Below are 17,380 nucleotides of genomic sequence, written 5' to 3'. Positions count from 1 at the left end.
GGGAGAATTATGCCGGCAACTTATACTCATGCCGTTTATGGGCAGCAGGTTTTCAATCAGCTGGAGCCTGCGCTCAGGGAACGGATTCATTTCCATAGAGATTGCTACAACATCGGTCTGCATGGGCCGGATCTGCTTTTCTTTTACAAACCACTGAGTCAGGCCCCGATTAAAAAGCGTGGTTATGCGATGCATCACGAACCGGGACGGCCGTTTTTTGAACAGGCCCGCGCAAGAATTCGCCAGAGTTCGGATCCGGAAGCAGCGTTGGCGTACACGCTGGGGTTCATCAATCATTTCGTACTGGACAGCCTGAACCATCCGGCGATTTTTGCCTTTCAGGAAGAAACCGGCTTGAGTCACAGCGAGATTGAAGCAGAATGGGATCGGGCGCTGATGGTTGCCCAGGGAAAGGATCCGCTGCGTACCCGGTCGACTGAACATCTGCGGATTTCTGAAAAAAGCTGTGAAGTGATCGCCCCGTTTTTTGATGTGCAGCCGCGTGAGATTGAGAAGTCGCTGAAAACGATGATCGGCTTGCTGGATCTGTTCGTTGCGCCCGGTACGGTGAAGCGTAATTTCATTTTAGGAGTAATGCAGCTGGTCGGCGTGCGCAAAAGTGAAGGCGGATTGATCATCAATCGCCAGCCCAATCCGCAGTGTGCTGAATTTATCAGCCAGCGTGTAGCCGGAATGGAGGAAGCTGTTGCGCTGTCCGTGCGGCTGATTCATGAATACATCGCCGACCTGAATACCGATAAGCCGCTGGATCCGTGGTATGATGAAGACTACGAGTAAAAAAAGGAATGATGGGGGACAACATGGAAAATAAGAAACTGACAGCCTTGGAAAAACAATGGATTCTCTACGACGTCGGCAATTCTGCCTTTATTCTGCTGGTCGCAACGATCATGCCGATCTATTTCAACTCGCTGTGTCAAAGCGCCGGTATCGCGGAGGTTGATTATCTGGCGTATTGGGGATATGCAGCTTCAGTTTCAACGCTGATCGTCGCCTTAAGCGGCCCGGTATTGGGAACGCTGGCCGATTATCAGGGATTAAAGAAAAAGATATTTGCGCTGTGCGTGATGGTTGGGGTCTGCGCTCTGGCAGCGCTGTGGATTCCGACTTCATGGAAAGTGTTCTTAGTTTTGTTTATCGTAGCGAAGGTGGGATATTCAGCCAGTTTGATCTTCTATGATTCAATGCTTTCCGACATCACGACGCCGGAGCGGATGGATCGGGTATCTTCTCATGGTTATGCCTGGGGGTATATCGGCAGCTGTATTCCATTTGTCGTCAGTCTGGTCTTCGTCTTGTTTTATGAACAGTTTTCGATGACGATCATGACGGCGATGATCCTGGCGTTTCTGATCAACGCGCTGTGGTGGCTGGGCTGTACGCTGCCGTTATTGAAAAACTACCGTCAGAAGTATTATGTAACGGACAATCATCAGGATAAGATCCGCGGCAGTTTCCGGCGGCTGGCCGATTCGTTTAAAAAGATCCGCAAGCACCGTAAAATCTTTCTGTTTCTGATCGCGTTCTTTTTTTACATCGACGGCGTTTATACCATCATCGACATGGCAACGGCCTATGGCAGTGCGTTGTGCTTGGATACGCAGGGACTACTGGTCGCTTTGTTGGTGACGCAGATCGTTGCTTTTCCCAGCGCGCTGGTCTTTGCTTCGCTGGCCCGCAAAATCAACAATGCCAAGCTGATTCAGATCTGCATTCTGGCCTATACCGGCATCGCGATTTTTGCCATTCAGCTGGACAAGCAATGGGAGTTCTGGGTGCTGGCTGTCTGTGTCGGCTTGTTTCAGGGCGGCATTCAGGCATTGTCCCGGTCTTATTTCGCTCAGATTATTCCACCGGAAAACGCCGGGGAGTTCTTCGGACTATTTGATATCTGCGGCAAAGGGGCAGCTTTTCTGGGCACCGCCCTGGTCAGCGTGACAGCGCAGATTTCCGGCAGTGCCAACGGTGCGATTGCCATCCTTGCGGTCATGTTCGTCATTGGACTGGTTTTGTTCAATCGGGCGCTGCGGGCAGAATAAACTAAAAACGATGGGCGGTCCCATCGTTTTTCTTAACCCCGCATGACTTTGTCAAATCCAGGGTTTATTTCCTTTTAAAAGGGCGCTTCAGCAAGAAGGGCCAGGAACTTAGAAATGAAACAGCTGATGTAAAAAGCCATAAGAATTGCCCAGGAAGTAGCAAATCAGAAATAAGATCAGACAACTGGGAATCAGGACCAGCATCAGATTTTTTACATTAAGAGGTCGATGTTTGACCATGACAAATCCCTCCTGTCTATGCTCTTATTGTACTCCAATCTTTTCTTTTTATCCTTTAAGACTTCGTAAAGAAAAATAAAGGATTTATGAAGAAAATGATAAAAAGCACATCGGTTTGACGTCACCTCCGGCACACCCTTGGTAAACATGGGCGGTGAAGCGCTCAGAAAACGCGCAGATAAAGGCTTTTTCATCATTTTTTTAGTGGCTGCCATTGCGTGGAGAATAAGATCATGTTATAATTCAGATTAGAATTTTTGAAAGGATGTGTTTTCGTTGGACGATTCGCCCCACCCCATGGCTAATTTAGGGTACCTGCCGTCTCCGCTCTGGATGAAATTATCAAGAATTAAAATGTTCATCCGGTATCATGTTATCCGATTCTGAGAGTAGTTCACTGAAACTGACAGATCAAGATAAATAAAGGAGAGAGGTAAGATGAGTAATACGATGACGCTGATTGGAGTATTGGCAGTCTTGGTTTTATGTTCGAGTTTTTTCTCGGCGACCGAAACGGCCTATTCCAGTATCAATAGAATAAAATTAAAAAACATGGCTTCGGCCGGCAGCCGTAAGGCGCAGAAGGCACTGGAGCTGGCTGAGGGATACGACCGATTGTTATCCACGATTCTGGTCGGCAACAACGTGGTCAATATTTTGGCTTCGTCACTGGCGACAGTTTTGTTCGTGCAGAATTTAGGCTTTGGCGATACCGGAGTCAGTCTTTCGACGGCAGTCATGACGGTGGTGATTCTGATCTTTGGCGAGATCTCACCGAAAAGCATTGCCAAGGAAAGTCCGGAGAAGTTTGCGATGGCGGTGGCCGGAGTGATCGGATTCATTCAGACGCTGTTGACGCCGATCAATTTCCTGTTTAGTTTATGGAAAAAACTGCTTTCGATGTTGTTTAAAGTCGAAAATGATGATTCAATGACGCAGGAAGAACTGTTGACGATCGTAGAAGAAGCGCAGAATGAAGGCGATCTGGAAGCCCATGAAAGCGATCTGATCTGTGCGGCGATTGAATTCAATGATCTGGACGTGAAGGATATTTTAACCCCGCGGGTGGATGTCGTGGCGGTGGATGTGACCGATTCGCTGGATGAGATTGAACTGATGTTCCGCAACAACAATTTTTCACGCCTGCCGGTATATGAAAACTCGATTGACAACATTGTCGGCGTCATTCATGAAAAGGATTTCTACAATTTATATTACAATCACATGGGAACGTTCAAATCGATCACACAGATGTTGTTATATACAAGCCCGCATGTTAAAATCTCAACCTTGCTTAAACAGCTGCAGAGTTCCAAAACGCACATGGCGGTCGTGCTGGATGAGTATGGCGGTACAGCGGGCATCATCACGCTGGAGGATATTCTCGAGGAGCTGGTTGGTGAAATCTATGATGAACACGATCAGGTCAAAGAATACTACAAGGAACTGGATCCCAACACGTATTTGATTGAATGCGATATGGATCTGGACGATATGTTTGAGTTTTTCGGTTTGGAAGATGAGGAAGATTATGACTTCATCACCGTCAGCGGCTGGGTCATTCATGAGCTGGAACGGATTCCGAAGGTCGGAGAGTCGTTCACTTATAAAAATCTTGTTGTGACTGTGACGCAGACGGATGCCCGTAAAGTGATTGAAGTGAAAGTCAGCGTCATTCAGCCTGATCAGGAGGATGAGGATGATGATCACAAGCCGAAGAAGCAAAACGGGATGAAGATGCTTTCCTTTTAGTCCGCTGAATAGTAGAAAAGAGTTAAGCCGGCGCTGCCGGCTTTTTTTTATGCATCAAGGGAATTCGTGCAGCCTTTCCGTTTGTGAATTCCATGTTCATCTTGCGGCGGCTGTAAATCAGGCATACAATGAAAACAGGAAGAGGAGAAAACCGTGATGAAACTAATCTTGGATTTAGATACCGGCATTGATGATGCCCTGGCGCTGAGCTATGCTTTAGGCGATCCGGCAGCCGAGGTGATCGGCGTTACCTGCACGTATGGCAACGTTGTCCGTGAACAGGCGCTGGAAAATACAGCGACGCTGCTGAAAGTGCTGGGCCGTAAGGATATTCCGCTTTTTGCCGGACCTGCGCATCCGTTAAATCAAACTGCTTTTGCGCCGACGCCGATGTGCCGCGTTGTGCATGGCGAACATGGTTTCGGCAATGCCCCGACAGATTCGGACGGGATGCTTATTCAGTCTCAGCGTGCTGTCGACTGGATTGCAGAGGCGGCCGATCGGTATGGCTCTGAATTAACCTTGCTGACAGCCGGACCTTTAACAACACTGGCTGAAGTATTGCGCTGCCATCCTGATTTTAAAAATAAAATTGGCAAGGTTGTCTGCATGGCCGGGGCTTTAACGGTTGCGGGCAATGAAACACCGTTTGCGGAAGCCAATGTGCGCGTGGATCCGGAAGCGGCAGCCGAGGTGCTGAGCAGCGGACTTCCGTTAGTTTTAATTGGACTGGATGTGACTTTGAAAACATTGTATGATCAGGCACAGATTGACAATCTGCAGCAGTTAAAAACGAAAGCCTCAGACTTGGTGTGCGGTTTAATGCAGTTCTATCTCGATTATTATAAGACGGACCGCCGCCGTTTGGCGGGTTGTCCGCTGCATGATCCACTGGCGGTGGCGGCGGCGCTGCATCCGGAGCTCATCACAACCCTGCCGGTCAATTTGAAGGCCGATCTCGAAGGGCCCGGGCGAGGCCGTACGACTGCGGATTTAAGCCGGCTCAACGATCCGCAGAAGGATCATCACATGGCGGTTGACGTCGATGTTCAGCGTTTTCTTGAGCTGTTTACGGCTTCGCTGACAAAAACCTTAAGTCTGTCAGAAAAGACAGAATCATAAAAAATGGGATAAAAGGCCAGTGCAAAGTAAAACTGGCTGACGAATCAACTTAAATGTAACAGAAATGAAAGTGATGAAATTTTGATTTTGTCACTTTCATTTTTTGTAAAATTTTGTATAATGAACCTATTGAAAGAAATGAGGGCGAACTATGATTTGTATTAAAAATGGTTGGGTTCACGACGCGGTTCATGAGGAACCGTATCTTGCGGATGTTTTGGCGGAAAATGGAAAGATCACGGCCATCGGTCAGAATTTAATCGTACCGCAGGATTGTGAGATTATCGACGCTACGGATAAAAATGTCTATCCGGGTTTTGTTGAAGCGCATTGCCACATTGGCCTGGATGGTTCCGGGATCGGCTTTGAAGGGGATGACTGCAATGAAATGACAGATATCCTGACTCCGCAGCTACGGGCGATCGACGGCATCAATCCGATGGATCCGACGTTCCGCGAGGCGGCGTTGGCCGGCATTACGACGGTCTGTACGGGTCCAGGCAGCGCTAACGTTTTGGGCGGTACCTTTACCGCGATCAAGACGGTTGGCAAGCGCGTTGACAAGATGATCGTAAAAAAGGAAGTCGCGATGAAATGTGCCTTCGGTGAAAATCCGAAGCGCTGCTACAAAGATAAAAATAACTACTCCCGGATGTCGACGGCATCAAAACTGCGGGAAATGCTTTTAAAGGCAAAGGAATATGACCGCAAGGTAACAGCCGCGGCTGAGGATGAATCCAAGCTGCCGCCGCTGGATGTGAAATTGGAGGCGCTGCGTCCGGTTCTGCACCGCGAGCTGCCGTTAAAGGCCCATGCGCATCAGGCCAATGATATTTTTACAGCGCTGCGGATTGCGCAGGAGTTCAATGTTAAGCTGACGCTGGAACATGTGACGGAAGGCCATCTGATCGTGGATGAACTGAAGGATGAGCCGGTACCGATGGCCGTCGGACCGTCCCTGACCCATGCCAGCAAGTTTGAGCTGCGCAACAAAACCTTTGAAACGCCGGGAATTCTGGCGGCTGCGGGCTGTCAGGTATCGATCATCACGGATTCTCCAGTCATTCCGCAGCAGTATCTGCCGCTGTGTGCCGGACTGGCAATCAAATCCGGAATGAAGGAATGGGATGCATTAAAAGCGATTACGATCAATGCCGCGAAGCATATCGGAATTGAAGACCGCGTTGGATCCCTGGAAATCGGCAAGGATGCGGATATTCTGGTCATCGAGGGCAGCTGTTTTGAAGTATCCGCCCAGCCGGAAGTCGTCATCATTGATGGAAAGGTCGTGGCTTAAGTCATGCGACTGATTCAAAACGGTAAGCTTCATACGATGGCTGATCAGGGAACGATCACGGCGGATATCCTGATCGACAACGGCAAGATTGCGGCGATTGGCGAGCAGCTTGAAGTTCCTTCGGAGTGCGAGGTGATGGATGCTTCCGGATTGGACATCTATCCGGGATTTATCGACTGTCATTGTCATATTGGATTGTATGAGGATGGGATTGGTTTTGAGGGCAACGATACCAACGAATCCACCGATCCGATTACGCCGCAGCTGCGCGGTATTGATGCGATCAATCCGTTTGATCCTTCATTTAAAGAAGCCGTTTGCGCGGGCGTAACGACAATTGGAACGGGTCCGGGCAGCGCGAATGTCGTGGGCGGAACCTTTGCGGCGGTCAAAACGGTCGGTACCTGTGTGGATGAGATGATCGTCAAAGAGGCGGTCGCGATGAAGTGTGCTTTCGGTGAGAATCCGAAGCGCTGTTATCAAGGCAAAAACAACAATACCCGGATGGCGACGGCGGCCAAGCTGCGTGAATTGTTGTTTAAGGCAAACGAATATTCAATGAAGCTCAGCGAGGCTCAGCAGGATCCGGCGAAGCGGCCGGCTTTCGATATGAAGCTGAATGCGATGCTGCCGGTTGTCCGCAAGCAGCTGCCGTTAAAGGCGCATGCTCATCGTGCCGATGATATCTGCACGGCGATTCGAATCGCCAAGGAGTTTGATTTGAAGCTGACGCTGGAACATGTGACCGAAGGGCAGTTTATTATTCCGCAGCTGCAGGCGGCCAACGTTCCGCTGGCAGTCGGACCGAATCTGCATGCCAACAGTAAGTTTGAAATCCGCAACATGACCTTTACCACCCCGGGGGTGTTAAGCAAGGCGGGGCTGCAGGTTTCAATCGTCACCGATGCGCCGATCGTTCCGTTAAAATATTTGGCGATGTCGGCTGGGTTGGCGGTCAAATCCGGGATGGATCACGAGGAAGCACTCAAGGCGATTACAATTAATCCGGCAAAGCATTTAGGCATTGAGGATCGGGTTGGTTCATTAGAAGTCGGAAAGGATGCCGACATCGTCATGACGGACGGGGATCCGCTGACAATTTTTACAACGATCCGTCATGTTTTGGTCAATGGCGAGATCGTAGATTGATCTGAAGGTTTAGCGAAAGCAAAGAGGAATGGAGCAGAACAAAATTCTCTGCGGTCATTCCTCTTTTTCATTGGGGACTTCGCGTGTTTAGCAATTTGTGATATAGTAAAAACATAGAAAATTTACACCGTTCGGTTTCTGCAGTCTTAAAAAGCAGGAAAACAGAGGGGCGGCAAGGAGCGAAGTGTATGATTCGAATTTTAGCATCTGATATTGACAACACATTATTTTCTCATCAAACTTATTCCATTCCTGCGGTGAACCTGGCCGCGGCGGATCGGCTGCGGGAGCAGGGGGTTGAACTCGTGCTGGCCACAGCGCGAATTTATGCCGGAGTTCGGAAATTGGAAGCTCAGCTGCAGATGAAGGAAAAAGGCGGCATGATCATTGCTTCGGCCGGCGCGGAACTCATTGACTGTTTTAGCGGTATCCGTACGGTGCTGCATAGTTTAAGTGCTGAACAGATTCAAATGCTGAAACAGTTTTCCGATGCCCATTCCGGAGTAACCCTGGCGGTTCAGCAGGAAGATCTGATGGTAGCCGACGGCTATGATGCTTCGCTTGACAGTGACCGCACGATTGTCGGCATAGATTTCCTTGTGGTCGGCTCGGATTTCTTTTCATATATCCAAAAACCCGCATGCATGGCAGGATTGACTGGAGATCCTGATCAATTAGATGAAATTGAAGCAGCGGCGCGCAGAACGCTCCGTGATGTGACGCTGACTCGTTCCGGACCTGGGTTTCTGGATATTACACCGCAGGGCGTACATAAAGCGCTGACTTTGAGGCAGCTGTGCGAAAAACGCGGCATCTCGCTTAAGGAACTAGCGGCGATCGGGGACGGCAACAATGATCGGGAGATGTTGGCGGAAGCCGGCTTGTCGTTTGCGCCCAATAACGCTGTGGAGGCGGTTAAAACGCAAGTGGATCAGCTTGTCGGCAGCTGTGAGGAGGGAGCTTTTGCTCAGGCTGTCGCGATGATTCTGAATCAGAATGAAAAGGAACAAAATCATGGAACGGTATAAGGCGATAAAGCGGCTGGCGGTCCTCAGCGCAGAATTGATCGAACAAGTTCAGTTTGAAGATCATCAAGGCCGCGCAGAGAAAATTGAACCGCTTTTGGCTCAGATAATCACTTTGGCCTTAGCGGCTTCAGAAGATCCTGAAGCCTTGAAAACAAATCTCTCACAGACAAAAATAAAGGATAAAGGAGAAATTTGAGAAAAAATCTCCTTTTTTTGGTTTTTTAGACAGGCAAAATCAAATTTTCAGCGAATATTGTAAGTGAGCAGTCTGACTGAATCGCTTGACTTTTTCATAGGCTGATACCAGAGGTGAAGCCAAATGAAAAAAAGTTCAATCGTAACCATGATGGCCGTACTGTTGTCGCTGGGCTTCTGCGTTCTGTATTTTGGTCTGTTTGCCCGGATCAGTGAAACAAGTTCAGCTCCCCAGGATGCTCTGGAAGTCACGGTCACACCAAGTGCGGAACCCGCGGCGCCGGTTAATGCGGAAAACGGAGCTGTTTCCACTTCCACTCTAAGCTGGATTCAGGCCGGGGTATTTGCCCAGGAAAGCTCAGTTCGTGAGCTGACGGCATTTTTAGAGCAGGATGGGTTTACGCCCGTTGTTTATCCACGGGATCAATACCAGATTGTCGCGGTGGGAATGAGCCTGGATCCACAGGTGACCCGGCAATGCAAACAGCGGATGATTGATCTGGATTACGAATGGATGGAACGTTCATGCACGCTGAATGAAACGCAGCGTCAACAGCTGGAAGAAGGTCAGACTGCCGTTGTATTGGAGGGATGTACATCACAACCGTAAGAGAAATGCCCTGTGAAGAACGGCCGCGGGAAAAAGCGCTGCAGCAGGGAATTGAGCATTGTTCCAACAAAGAAATATTGGCGCTGATCCTGCGCAGCGGCGTCCCCGGTTCTTCCAGTCTGATGATCGCCGAGGAATTGCTGCACCGAAGTCAGGGCGTTGCCGGGCTGTCCCGCTTGACGCTGAAAGAATTGATGCAGATCAAAGGGATCAGTCAGGTTCGCGGCTTGGAGATCTTAGCTTGTTTTGAATTGGCGCGGCGGATCAGTGAAGAACGAACCCGGGATATCGACGTGGTTTCCAATCCCGAAGCCTTGATGAACTGGCTGGGCCGGGAGATCGGCGGGAAGCAGCAGGAACATTTTTTAGCGATCTATCTCGACGCCAAAAATCACATTTTAGAACACCGGCTGTTGTTCAAAGGAACCTTGGACGCCAGCATCGTTCATCCTCGCGAAGTGTTTAAAGAAGCTTTGCTGACGTCAGCCTGCCGTATTTTAGTCGTGCATAATCATCCATCGCAGGATCTGACTCCCAGCATGGCGGATCGAATCATTACTCAGCGCTTGAAAGAAACGGGGGAACTGATCGGGATTGAATTGCTGGATCATTTAATCGTCAGCGCCACTCAGTATTTCAGCTTTCGCGCGCATGGATTATTAGATTGAAGTTCGGGATCAATCACCGTATAATAGACGCAGGTGATAAAATGAAATTGAATCGTTTTCAAAAAATACTGCTTTGGCTGATCGGCATTACTGTGTCGCTTTCCTTGATTTTGAACGTTGTCAGCGTCACAACGCCATTCAGTGAAATCAGCCGGCAGGGGTATAACGCTTTTTCCATGATTAAATACTCATTGATTGATTATCCGGTAACGACGGTGACGGATTTCTTTACTTCCTTCTCCCGGCTGTGGCAGGTCCGTCAGGAAAATGATCTGCTTCGGACTCAAGTTGATCAGATCGCCTCACTGCAGGCACAGCTTGCGGAATCGCAGCGGCAGATTGAAGAATTAAAACAGATCGCCGAATTAAAGACGATCGTTTCCGATTACGATCTGATTCCTTCAACTGTTTTGTCCCGCTCGCAGGAAGCATGGAATAATCTGTTAACTTTGGATGTAGGCAGTGCCGATGGGGTTGGAGTGAACTATGCCGTGATTACGCCCAAAGGATTGATCGGCAAAGTAACGAAGGTCACTGAACATACGTCAACGGTCAAGCTCATTACCTCCGAGGACGGCTTAAATAAAGTGTCCGTAAAGATTGAAATCGGCGAAGGAAAGACGGTTGACGCCATTTTGGAAAAGTATGACAGCAATGAGCAAGGTTTTGTTGTCAAATTACTCAACTCCGGAGCGACGGTGACGGAGCAGATGCGGGTTGTCACCAGCGGTATGGGCGGCGTCTTTCCATCTGGTTTGTTAGTCGGCAACGTCAGCAAGGTTGAAGAGTTAAGCAATGCCGTCGGCATGAATATTTATGTCAGCCCGGCCGCGGATTTCCAATCGTTTAATTATGTCTGCGTCGTTCGCCGCCAGGGGGCAGCGCAGTGATTTACGAAGCAGCTTTTATCGGCTTATGTTTGGCTGCCGATATGATTCTGACAGCGTTGTTTCCATTTGACTTTGCTTTGATTCATTCCGTCTTTATTCCCAGTATGGGCTTTTGTGCCCTGATGCTGACAGTGCGGCAGAAAAATCTGTTGGATTCGTTGTTCACAGCGTTTCTCGCAGGGTTGGTCTTTGATTTTCTGAGCGGCGATCACTTCATGCTCAGTACCTTGGTCTGCCTGGCGTGTGCCTTTCTTATTCATATTTGGAGCAAACATATCAGTTCTTCGTTATTAGAACTGATGATTCTCTTACTTTCGATCATTTTCGTCAAAGAGCTTCTGATATACTTCTACATGACCGCAAGCAATCTGTCGGCGATGTCCTTAATGACATGGCTGAGCAAGCGTTTGGTGACGACGCTTGTCGGCAATTTGGCGCCGCTTCTGCTTGTGATCTGGATGAATGATCAGCGGCAGACCCTGCAGATTCGGCGGGAGTCCATCCGCAGAAAAGGGGAGAAGCTCAGATGGGAACAGTTAAAATAATCGGCCAGAACTCCGGACTCACAATTCGCATGGAATGCCATCATTGGCAGGATCAGGCAGTGGAGCTGGAGGCCAAGCTTCGGCTGCTGCAGACCCGCAATGGTCATCCAGCCGAAGTTTTTTTTGACAGCGATCCCGGCGCAGAACGGTTAAAACAACTGTTTGAAATCCTGCAGGTGACTGGCTGTGTGTGCCGAGGGATTTACATTCAGAAAAAACCGGCAGCCCAGGGAGCGCTCAGTTTGATTCGCGATCCTTTGCGGGCTGGCGAGGTGATCCAGTTGGAAGGCGCTGCGGTTTTATTTCATGATGTGCGCCAGCCGATTCAGATTGAAATGCGCGGCGGCGGTCCGTTAATTGTGCTGGGCACCGTAGCCGGACAGATCCGGCTTTTTGATCCGGCGTGTCAGCTGATCGCGCTGGGACTGGATCATGCCCGCATCAAGATTTCAGACAGCGACTGGCAGATTATGACAAATTTCGCGAAAGTCTGTGTGTATTATGAGAATCAGAGATGCACAAGTCTATGTTTGAAGGAGGAAGAAGTGTGGCAAGGGTAATCATGATCACCAGCGGCAAGGGCGGCGTCGGCAAAACGACAGTCTGCGCCAACCTCGGCATCGCGCTGGCGTCATTAGGCAAAAAAGTATGTATGATCGACATGGATCTGGGTTTAAAAAATCTGGACGTGATGATGGGCTTGGAAAACCGTGTGTTTTATGATTTAAAGGATGCGGTTGAAGGCCGGTGTCCGCTAGGCCGGGCAATGATTCAGGATAAGCGCTGTGAAAATCTTTATCTGATGGCAGCCTGCCGAACCGTGAATATCGGAAGGCTGAAGCTGGAAGATCTGACGACGGTGGTCGATCAGCTGCGGGATCAGTTTGATTTTATTCTGCTGGATTCGCCAGCGGGCATCGAGCGGGGCTTTCAATATGCGATGTGCTGCGCTGATGAAGCGCTGATTGTTGTGAATCTGGATATCGCGGCTTTGCAGGACAGCGACCGTGTGATCGGTATTTTATTGAAGGAAGGCAAGACGACCATTCGGCTGGTGATGAACCGCGTTAATCCGCGTTATATTGAAAAAGGAATTTCCTTAAGCGTCAAGGAAGCCGCCGATTGGCTGGGCTTGGAGGTTATCGGGTTGGTTTATGAGGATGAAAATCTGATCGCCTGCAACAACCGCGGCGTACCGATGGCATTGAAGCGCAGCTCAATCACTTCGCAATGCTATACCGTTATCGCTCAGCGCCTGCTGGGAGAAAAAGCAACACTGCCGAAATTCAAGGAAAAGAATATTATTCAGAAACTGTTTGGTTAAGGATCGCTGCGGCGATCTTTTTTCATTTTTATAGTAAACGGGGGAAGAATAATAAGTGTAAGCAAAAAAATCACAAAAAATATTTTTGCCTATTTACAATCGAATCTCAGTAGTCTATAATGTGAACAGAAAACATATGAACACATGTTCATATATAACAGAATCTCTGTTGCGTTTTCATCAGCCCTGTTCCTTGTCAAGGAACATCCAACACGAAAGCTGGAGGAAAAAACTATGAAAACAGAAGTGTATGCGCTGCCTGAACTGGATTGCCCGAATTGTGCGATGAAGGTGGAACGCCAGGTTGGCAAAATTAAAGGCTTGAATGAAGTTACTGTTGACTTTGTTCATAAAAAGATGATTGTCGAGTTTGAAGGCGACTCTAAAAAAGAACAGATTATTCAAGCGGTGAAGAAGGCTGAGCCGGATATCAACGTCGTTGAAATAACCGACGGCAAAGATAGGGTAAGATCCAATGCACAGACAGAAAGTCATGATCATCACCATGACCATGCTGATAGTGATGGCAAACACGACCATCACCATCATGATGAAGGCTGCGGCTGCGGTCATGATCATCATCACGGCCATGCTGATTGCGATGGTGAACACGGCCATCATCACCATGAAGAAGAATGTGGCTGCGGTCATGATCATCATCATGACCATGCTGATTGCGATGGCAAACATGAACATCACCATCATGAAGAAGGGTGCAGCTGCGGTCATGATCATGAAGAAATTCCAACTCTAGATCACTCTGCGGTAAAAGGCGAGCTGAAACTGCGTCTGGCAGGATTGGACTGTGCCAACTGTGCAGCTAAAATCGAGCGCGCAGTCAATGCCATGCCGGAGGTTGAAGAAGCTTCGGTCACATTCTCAACGGAAACATTGCTGGTTGATGCCAAACCTTCCTCTGACCGTGAGGCCTTGATTGAAGCGATTACAGCTGTCGTGAAGAAACTGGAACCGGAAGTCGCGGTGGTAGAGATGAAAACGGGAATGAAACAACCAGAACCCGAAGCCAAGCCGCAAAGCTTCTTCCGGCAAAATGCCAAGCTGTTGATCGGAATTGGATTTTTCATCGCAGGAATTATTCTGCAGGCGGAAAGCTATGTCTTCATCCTCTTTTTAATCAGCTTCCTGCTGATCGGCGGGGAAGTGGTGTACAGTGCTATTCGCAACGTACTGCAGGGAGAGTGGTTTGATGAAACCTTCTTGATGAGCGTGGCGACGATCGGAGCCTTTGCGATCGGAGATTACAAGGAAGGCGTTGCGGTTATGCTTTTCTATCAGATTGGCGAATTGTTCCAGTCCTATGCTGTCAACCGATCCCGCAAATCCATCGGTTCGTTAATGAATATCCGGGCTGAGTATGCGACGGTTGTGCGGAATGGAAAAGAAATGCGAGTTGATCCGGAAAACGTCATGATCGGCGAGATGATCTTAATCAAGCCAGGTGAGCGGGTCCCGCTGGACGGCATCCTGACGGAAGGGGAAACCTCCCTGGATACCTCTGCCCTGACAGGGGAAAGTCTGCCGCGGGATGCGCAGAGCGGCGATGAGATTCTGGCAGGAATGGTCAATCTCAGCGGTGTCGTTCAGGTGAAAGTCACAAAAGAATTTGGTGAATCTACAGTTTCACGGATTCTTGAACTGGTCGAGAATGCCAGCTCTAAAAAAGCACCGATTGAGCGCTTCATCACCAAGTTTGCCCGTGTTTATACGCCGACAGTGGTCATAGCGGCGATTCTTGTCGCTGTGATTCCGCCGTTTCTGCTGCAGATGGGATCGTTTGAAGTCTGGCTGTATCGAGCTCTGACCTTCTTAGTTGTTTCCTGCCCGTGTGCTTTGGTTATTTCCATTCCTCTGGGGCTGTTTGCCGGAATCGGCGGCGCCAGCCGGCAGGGCATTCTGGTCAAGGGCGGCAACTTCTTAGAAATTTTAAAAGACGTTGATACCGTTGTCTTTGATAAGACTGGAACATTAACACAGGGTACTTTTTCCGTCACCCGAATTCAGCCTGTTCATGCGGATGCCGACTCCCTGCTGCAGCTGGCTGCTTATGGGGAAGCCTATTCCAATCATCCAATCGCCCGCTCGATCGTTGCGGCGTATGGCCAACCGATTGACAACCAAAAAATCCGCAACTATAAAGAAATTTCCGGACAGGGTGTTGAGGTTGAAGTCAGCGGTCGGAAGCTGGCACTGGGCAACACAAAACTGATGCAAGCTCAGGGATTGGATTGTCCAGCCGTGGAAGAAATCGGAACGATCATCCATGTGGCTCAGGAAGGGGAATATCTGGGCTGGCTGGTTATCAGCGACGTGATCAAAAACACCAGCGCTGCTGCGATCAGCCAGCTGAAACAGGCAGGTGTCCGCAATACCGTAATGCTGACTGGTGATAACCGCAAGGTTGCGGAAGCGGTGGCTGCTCAAATCGGTATTGATACTGTCTATGCCCAGCTTTTGCCTCAGGATAAAGTTGAACAGGTGGAAACGCTGCTGGCAGCTCAGCCGGAAGGCAAAAAACTTGCGTTTGTCGGTGACGGCATCAACGATGCGCCGGTTCTGGCGCGGGCGGATCTGGGCGTCGCGATGGGCGGCGTCGGCAGTGATGCAGCGATTGAAGCCGCGGATATCGTTTTGATGAAAGATGATCCGGCAGCGCTGGCAACGGCGATCCAAATTTCCCGCAAGACCCATGCGATTCTGCGTCAGAACATTGTTTTCTCTTTAGCGATCAAGATCGGCGTGCTGATTCTGACGCTGTTTGGCAAAAGCAATATGTGGATGGGTGTATTCGCTGACGTGGGAGTAACGCTGTTAGCGATTCTCAACTCGATGCGGGCGCTGAAAGTTCAATAAACAGATCATTTTTAATTAAGTGTTTAGGAATTTGAAAATATGCCGAATAAAATTTAAAAATTATGCCGAACAATACTTTTGAATTATGCCGAATAATCAAGCTGAATTATGCCGAACAATATTAGCGAATTGTGCCTAATGTGGTATAATAATAGTTAGATAGAAAGGCGGGATACGACGTGAATAAAATTGCTGATGTAGAGAAATACAAAGCAAGAATTATGGATAAACAGGTGGAGCGATATTTAGACACCTTTGGTGCTGTATGTATCGAAGGACCGAAATGGTGCGGAAAAACCTGGATTTCATCCTATCACGCAAACAGTGAGTTCCTCATTGCAGATTCGGCAAACAATTTTCAGAATAGACGATTGGCAGAAATGTCCCCATCGTTAGTCCTTGAAGGTGAAACTCCAAGATTGATTGATGAATGGCAGGAAGTAGAAGCTCTATGGGACGCAGTTCGTTATACCGTTGACCAAAGAGGGCTGCGCGGCCAGTTTATTTTGACTGGTTCATCTATCCCAAAGAGGAAAGGAAAAAGAGTGCATAGCGGCGTGGGCCGTATTGGAAAACTGAGAATGCGTACAATGTCCCTTTATGAGTCCGGTGATTCTTCCGGTAAGATTTCACTGGAAGACTTATGTGAAGGCAAAATGACTCCTGCATTGACCGGTGAAGTGGCCTTGAGAGATCTTGCAAACTATATTGTTCGTGGCGGTTTTCCCGGTGCAATGGACATTCCGATTGAAAATGCGCAACTGATTTCCGAGTCTTATATCGAGACTATATTGACAGATGATGCGCAAAGGATCGACGGTATAAAGTATGATATCGATAAGATGCGGCTTTTGCTGCGGTCTCTTGCGAGAAATGAAAGCACAACAGCTACCAAGAAAAAATTGGAGAATGATATTAAAGATATTGATGACGAATCGCTTGACTATGACACCTTAGGAAAATATCTTGATGTGTTTGAGAGGCTTTTCCTTTTGGATAATCAAAAGCCGTTCTCATCGAATATCCGCTCTTCGGTACGTGTAAAGCAAGCAGAAAAAAGACATTTCTGCGATCCTGCGCTGGCGTGTGCGTTATTGAATGCGACTCCGGATAGACTGATTAACGATCTTGAGACATTCGGGTTCTTGTTTGAGTCGCTTTGTGAAAGAGACCTAAAAATCTATGCAGAGGCATTTGCTGCGCAAGTCTTCCATTATCAAGACTATGCTAATCGAGAGATTGACGCTGTTGTTGAATTGAAAGATGGTCGATGGTGTGCATTTGAGATCAAACTTGGCGCAAATCAAATTGACAAAGCAGCAGCGAATCTCATTGATATACGAGACAAAATCGCTGCGGAAAATGGCAAAGTACCTTCTGTAATGGCTGTGATATGCGGTATGTCAAATGCGGCATACATGAGACCTGACGGTGTATATGTTGTTCCGATAACTGCTTTGAAAAATTAGGCTTTATTTAACAAAAGGGACTCGAATTAGAGAAACAACGCTATATAAGGAGCAAAAACTCACTCTTTAAAGTATTTCATGTATTTCTATAACAAAGTTTCTTGATTTCCCTGAGCCGGATCAGCTATTTTTCGTTGTTCTCCATCAGCTGAAATTTCCT

General features: G+C 48.4%; 17 protein-coding genes. 16 read left to right on the top strand and 1 reads right to left on the bottom strand.

Annotated elements, in window-relative coordinates:
- Positions 1–9 precede the first annotated feature (9 nt).
- Both BN162_RS03855 and BN162_RS03850 read left to right on the top strand, forming a co-directional pair.
- Positions 10–798 carry a zinc dependent phospholipase C family protein gene (locus tag BN162_RS03855; RefSeq protein ID WP_020223759.1) on the top strand — a complete coding sequence of 263 codons (789 nt, stop codon included), beginning with the start codon at positions 10–12 and terminating at the stop codon, positions 796–798.
- Positions 799–821: 23 nt separating this feature from the next.
- Complete coding sequence (locus BN162_RS03850) at positions 822–2,060, top strand: MFS transporter (protein ID WP_020223758.1); 1,239 nt, start codon at positions 822–824, stop codon at positions 2,058–2,060.
- A 108-nt stretch (positions 2,061–2,168) separates the two neighbouring features.
- On the opposite strand, the gene BN162_RS19130 is transcribed toward BN162_RS03850, so the two are convergent.
- Complete coding sequence (locus BN162_RS19130) at positions 2,169–2,300, bottom strand: hypothetical protein (protein WP_020223757.1); 132 nt, start codon at positions 2,298–2,300, stop codon at positions 2,169–2,171.
- A gap of 438 nt (positions 2,301–2,738) precedes the next feature.
- Between BN162_RS19130 and BN162_RS03845 the strand changes: the two genes are divergently transcribed.
- The 14 genes from BN162_RS03845 to BN162_RS03780 all read left to right on the top strand — a co-directional run bounded on the left by BN162_RS03845 (position 2,739) and on the right by BN162_RS03780 (position 17,220).
- Entirely contained in the window at positions 2,739–4,052 is a 1,314-nt protein-coding gene (locus tag BN162_RS03845) for an HlyC/CorC family transporter (protein ID WP_020223756.1), read from the top strand.
- A gap of 156 nt (positions 4,053–4,208) precedes the next feature.
- Complete coding sequence (locus BN162_RS03840; protein WP_020223755.1) at positions 4,209–5,174, top strand: nucleoside hydrolase; 966 nt, start codon at positions 4,209–4,211, stop codon at positions 5,172–5,174.
- A gap of 151 nt (positions 5,175–5,325) precedes the next feature.
- The gene (locus BN162_RS03835; RefSeq protein WP_020223754.1) at positions 5,326–6,471 is read left to right on the top strand and encodes an amidohydrolase; all 1,146 of its coding nucleotides are present in this window, start codon (positions 5,326–5,328) and stop codon (positions 6,469–6,471) included.
- Between the two features lie 3 nt (positions 6,472–6,474).
- Positions 6,475–7,620 carry an amidohydrolase gene (locus BN162_RS03830; protein WP_020223753.1) on the top strand — a complete coding sequence of 382 codons (1,146 nt, stop codon included), beginning with the start codon at positions 6,475–6,477 and terminating at the stop codon, positions 7,618–7,620.
- Between the two features lie 188 nt (positions 7,621–7,808).
- Positions 7,809–8,648 carry an HAD-IIB family hydrolase gene (locus BN162_RS03825; protein WP_020223752.1) on the top strand — a complete coding sequence of 280 codons (840 nt, stop codon included), beginning with the start codon at positions 7,809–7,811 and terminating at the stop codon, positions 8,646–8,648.
- Positions 8,635–8,844: a hypothetical protein gene (locus tag BN162_RS03820; RefSeq protein WP_020223751.1), complete on the top strand. Its 210-nt coding sequence runs from the start codon at positions 8,635–8,637 to the stop codon at positions 8,842–8,844. Before BN162_RS03825 ends, BN162_RS03820 begins: the two co-directional genes overlap by 14 nt.
- Before the next feature lie 123 nt (positions 8,845–8,967).
- Positions 8,968–9,453 carry a hypothetical protein gene (locus BN162_RS03815; RefSeq protein WP_020223750.1) on the top strand — a complete coding sequence of 162 codons (486 nt, stop codon included), beginning with the start codon at positions 8,968–8,970 and terminating at the stop codon, positions 9,451–9,453.
- A complete protein-coding gene (gene radC / locus BN162_RS03810; RefSeq protein ID WP_040451139.1) occupies positions 9,435–10,121 on the top strand; it encodes a RadC family protein in 687 nt (228 codons plus the stop codon). The genes BN162_RS03815 and radC overlap by 19 nt, the downstream gene beginning before the upstream one ends.
- Before the next feature lie 41 nt (positions 10,122–10,162).
- Positions 10,163–11,011, top strand: coding sequence for a rod shape-determining protein MreC (gene mreC / locus BN162_RS03805; protein ID WP_020223748.1), 849 nt, complete (start codon positions 10,163–10,165; stop codon positions 11,009–11,011).
- The gene (locus BN162_RS03800; protein WP_020223747.1) at positions 11,008–11,556 is read left to right on the top strand and encodes a hypothetical protein; all 549 of its coding nucleotides are present in this window, start codon (positions 11,008–11,010) and stop codon (positions 11,554–11,556) included. The genes mreC and BN162_RS03800 overlap by 4 nt, the downstream gene beginning before the upstream one ends.
- The gene (locus BN162_RS03795; protein WP_020223746.1) at positions 11,538–12,116 is read left to right on the top strand and encodes a hypothetical protein; all 579 of its coding nucleotides are present in this window, start codon (positions 11,538–11,540) and stop codon (positions 12,114–12,116) included. Before BN162_RS03800 ends, BN162_RS03795 begins: the two co-directional genes overlap by 19 nt.
- Complete coding sequence (gene minD, locus BN162_RS03790; RefSeq protein WP_040451138.1) at positions 12,104–12,880, top strand: septum site-determining protein MinD; 777 nt, start codon at positions 12,104–12,106, stop codon at positions 12,878–12,880. Before BN162_RS03795 ends, minD begins: the two co-directional genes overlap by 13 nt.
- A gap of 234 nt (positions 12,881–13,114) precedes the next feature.
- A complete protein-coding gene (locus tag BN162_RS03785; protein WP_020223744.1) occupies positions 13,115–15,751 on the top strand; it encodes a heavy metal translocating P-type ATPase in 2,637 nt (878 codons plus the stop codon).
- Between the two features lie 179 nt (positions 15,752–15,930).
- Complete coding sequence (locus BN162_RS03780; RefSeq protein WP_020223743.1) at positions 15,931–17,220, top strand: ATP-binding protein; 1,290 nt, start codon at positions 15,931–15,933, stop codon at positions 17,218–17,220.
- The last annotated feature ends 160 nt before the right edge of the window (positions 17,221–17,380 follow it).

The sequence above is a fragment of the Holdemania massiliensis AP2 genome (assembly GCF_000327285.1).
Lineage (GTDB): Bacteria > Bacillota_I > Bacilli_A > Erysipelotrichales > Erysipelotrichaceae > Holdemania > Holdemania massiliensis.
The sequence above is the reverse complement of the archived record's forward strand: the minus strand, read 5'-3'. Positions and strand labels throughout refer to the sequence as shown.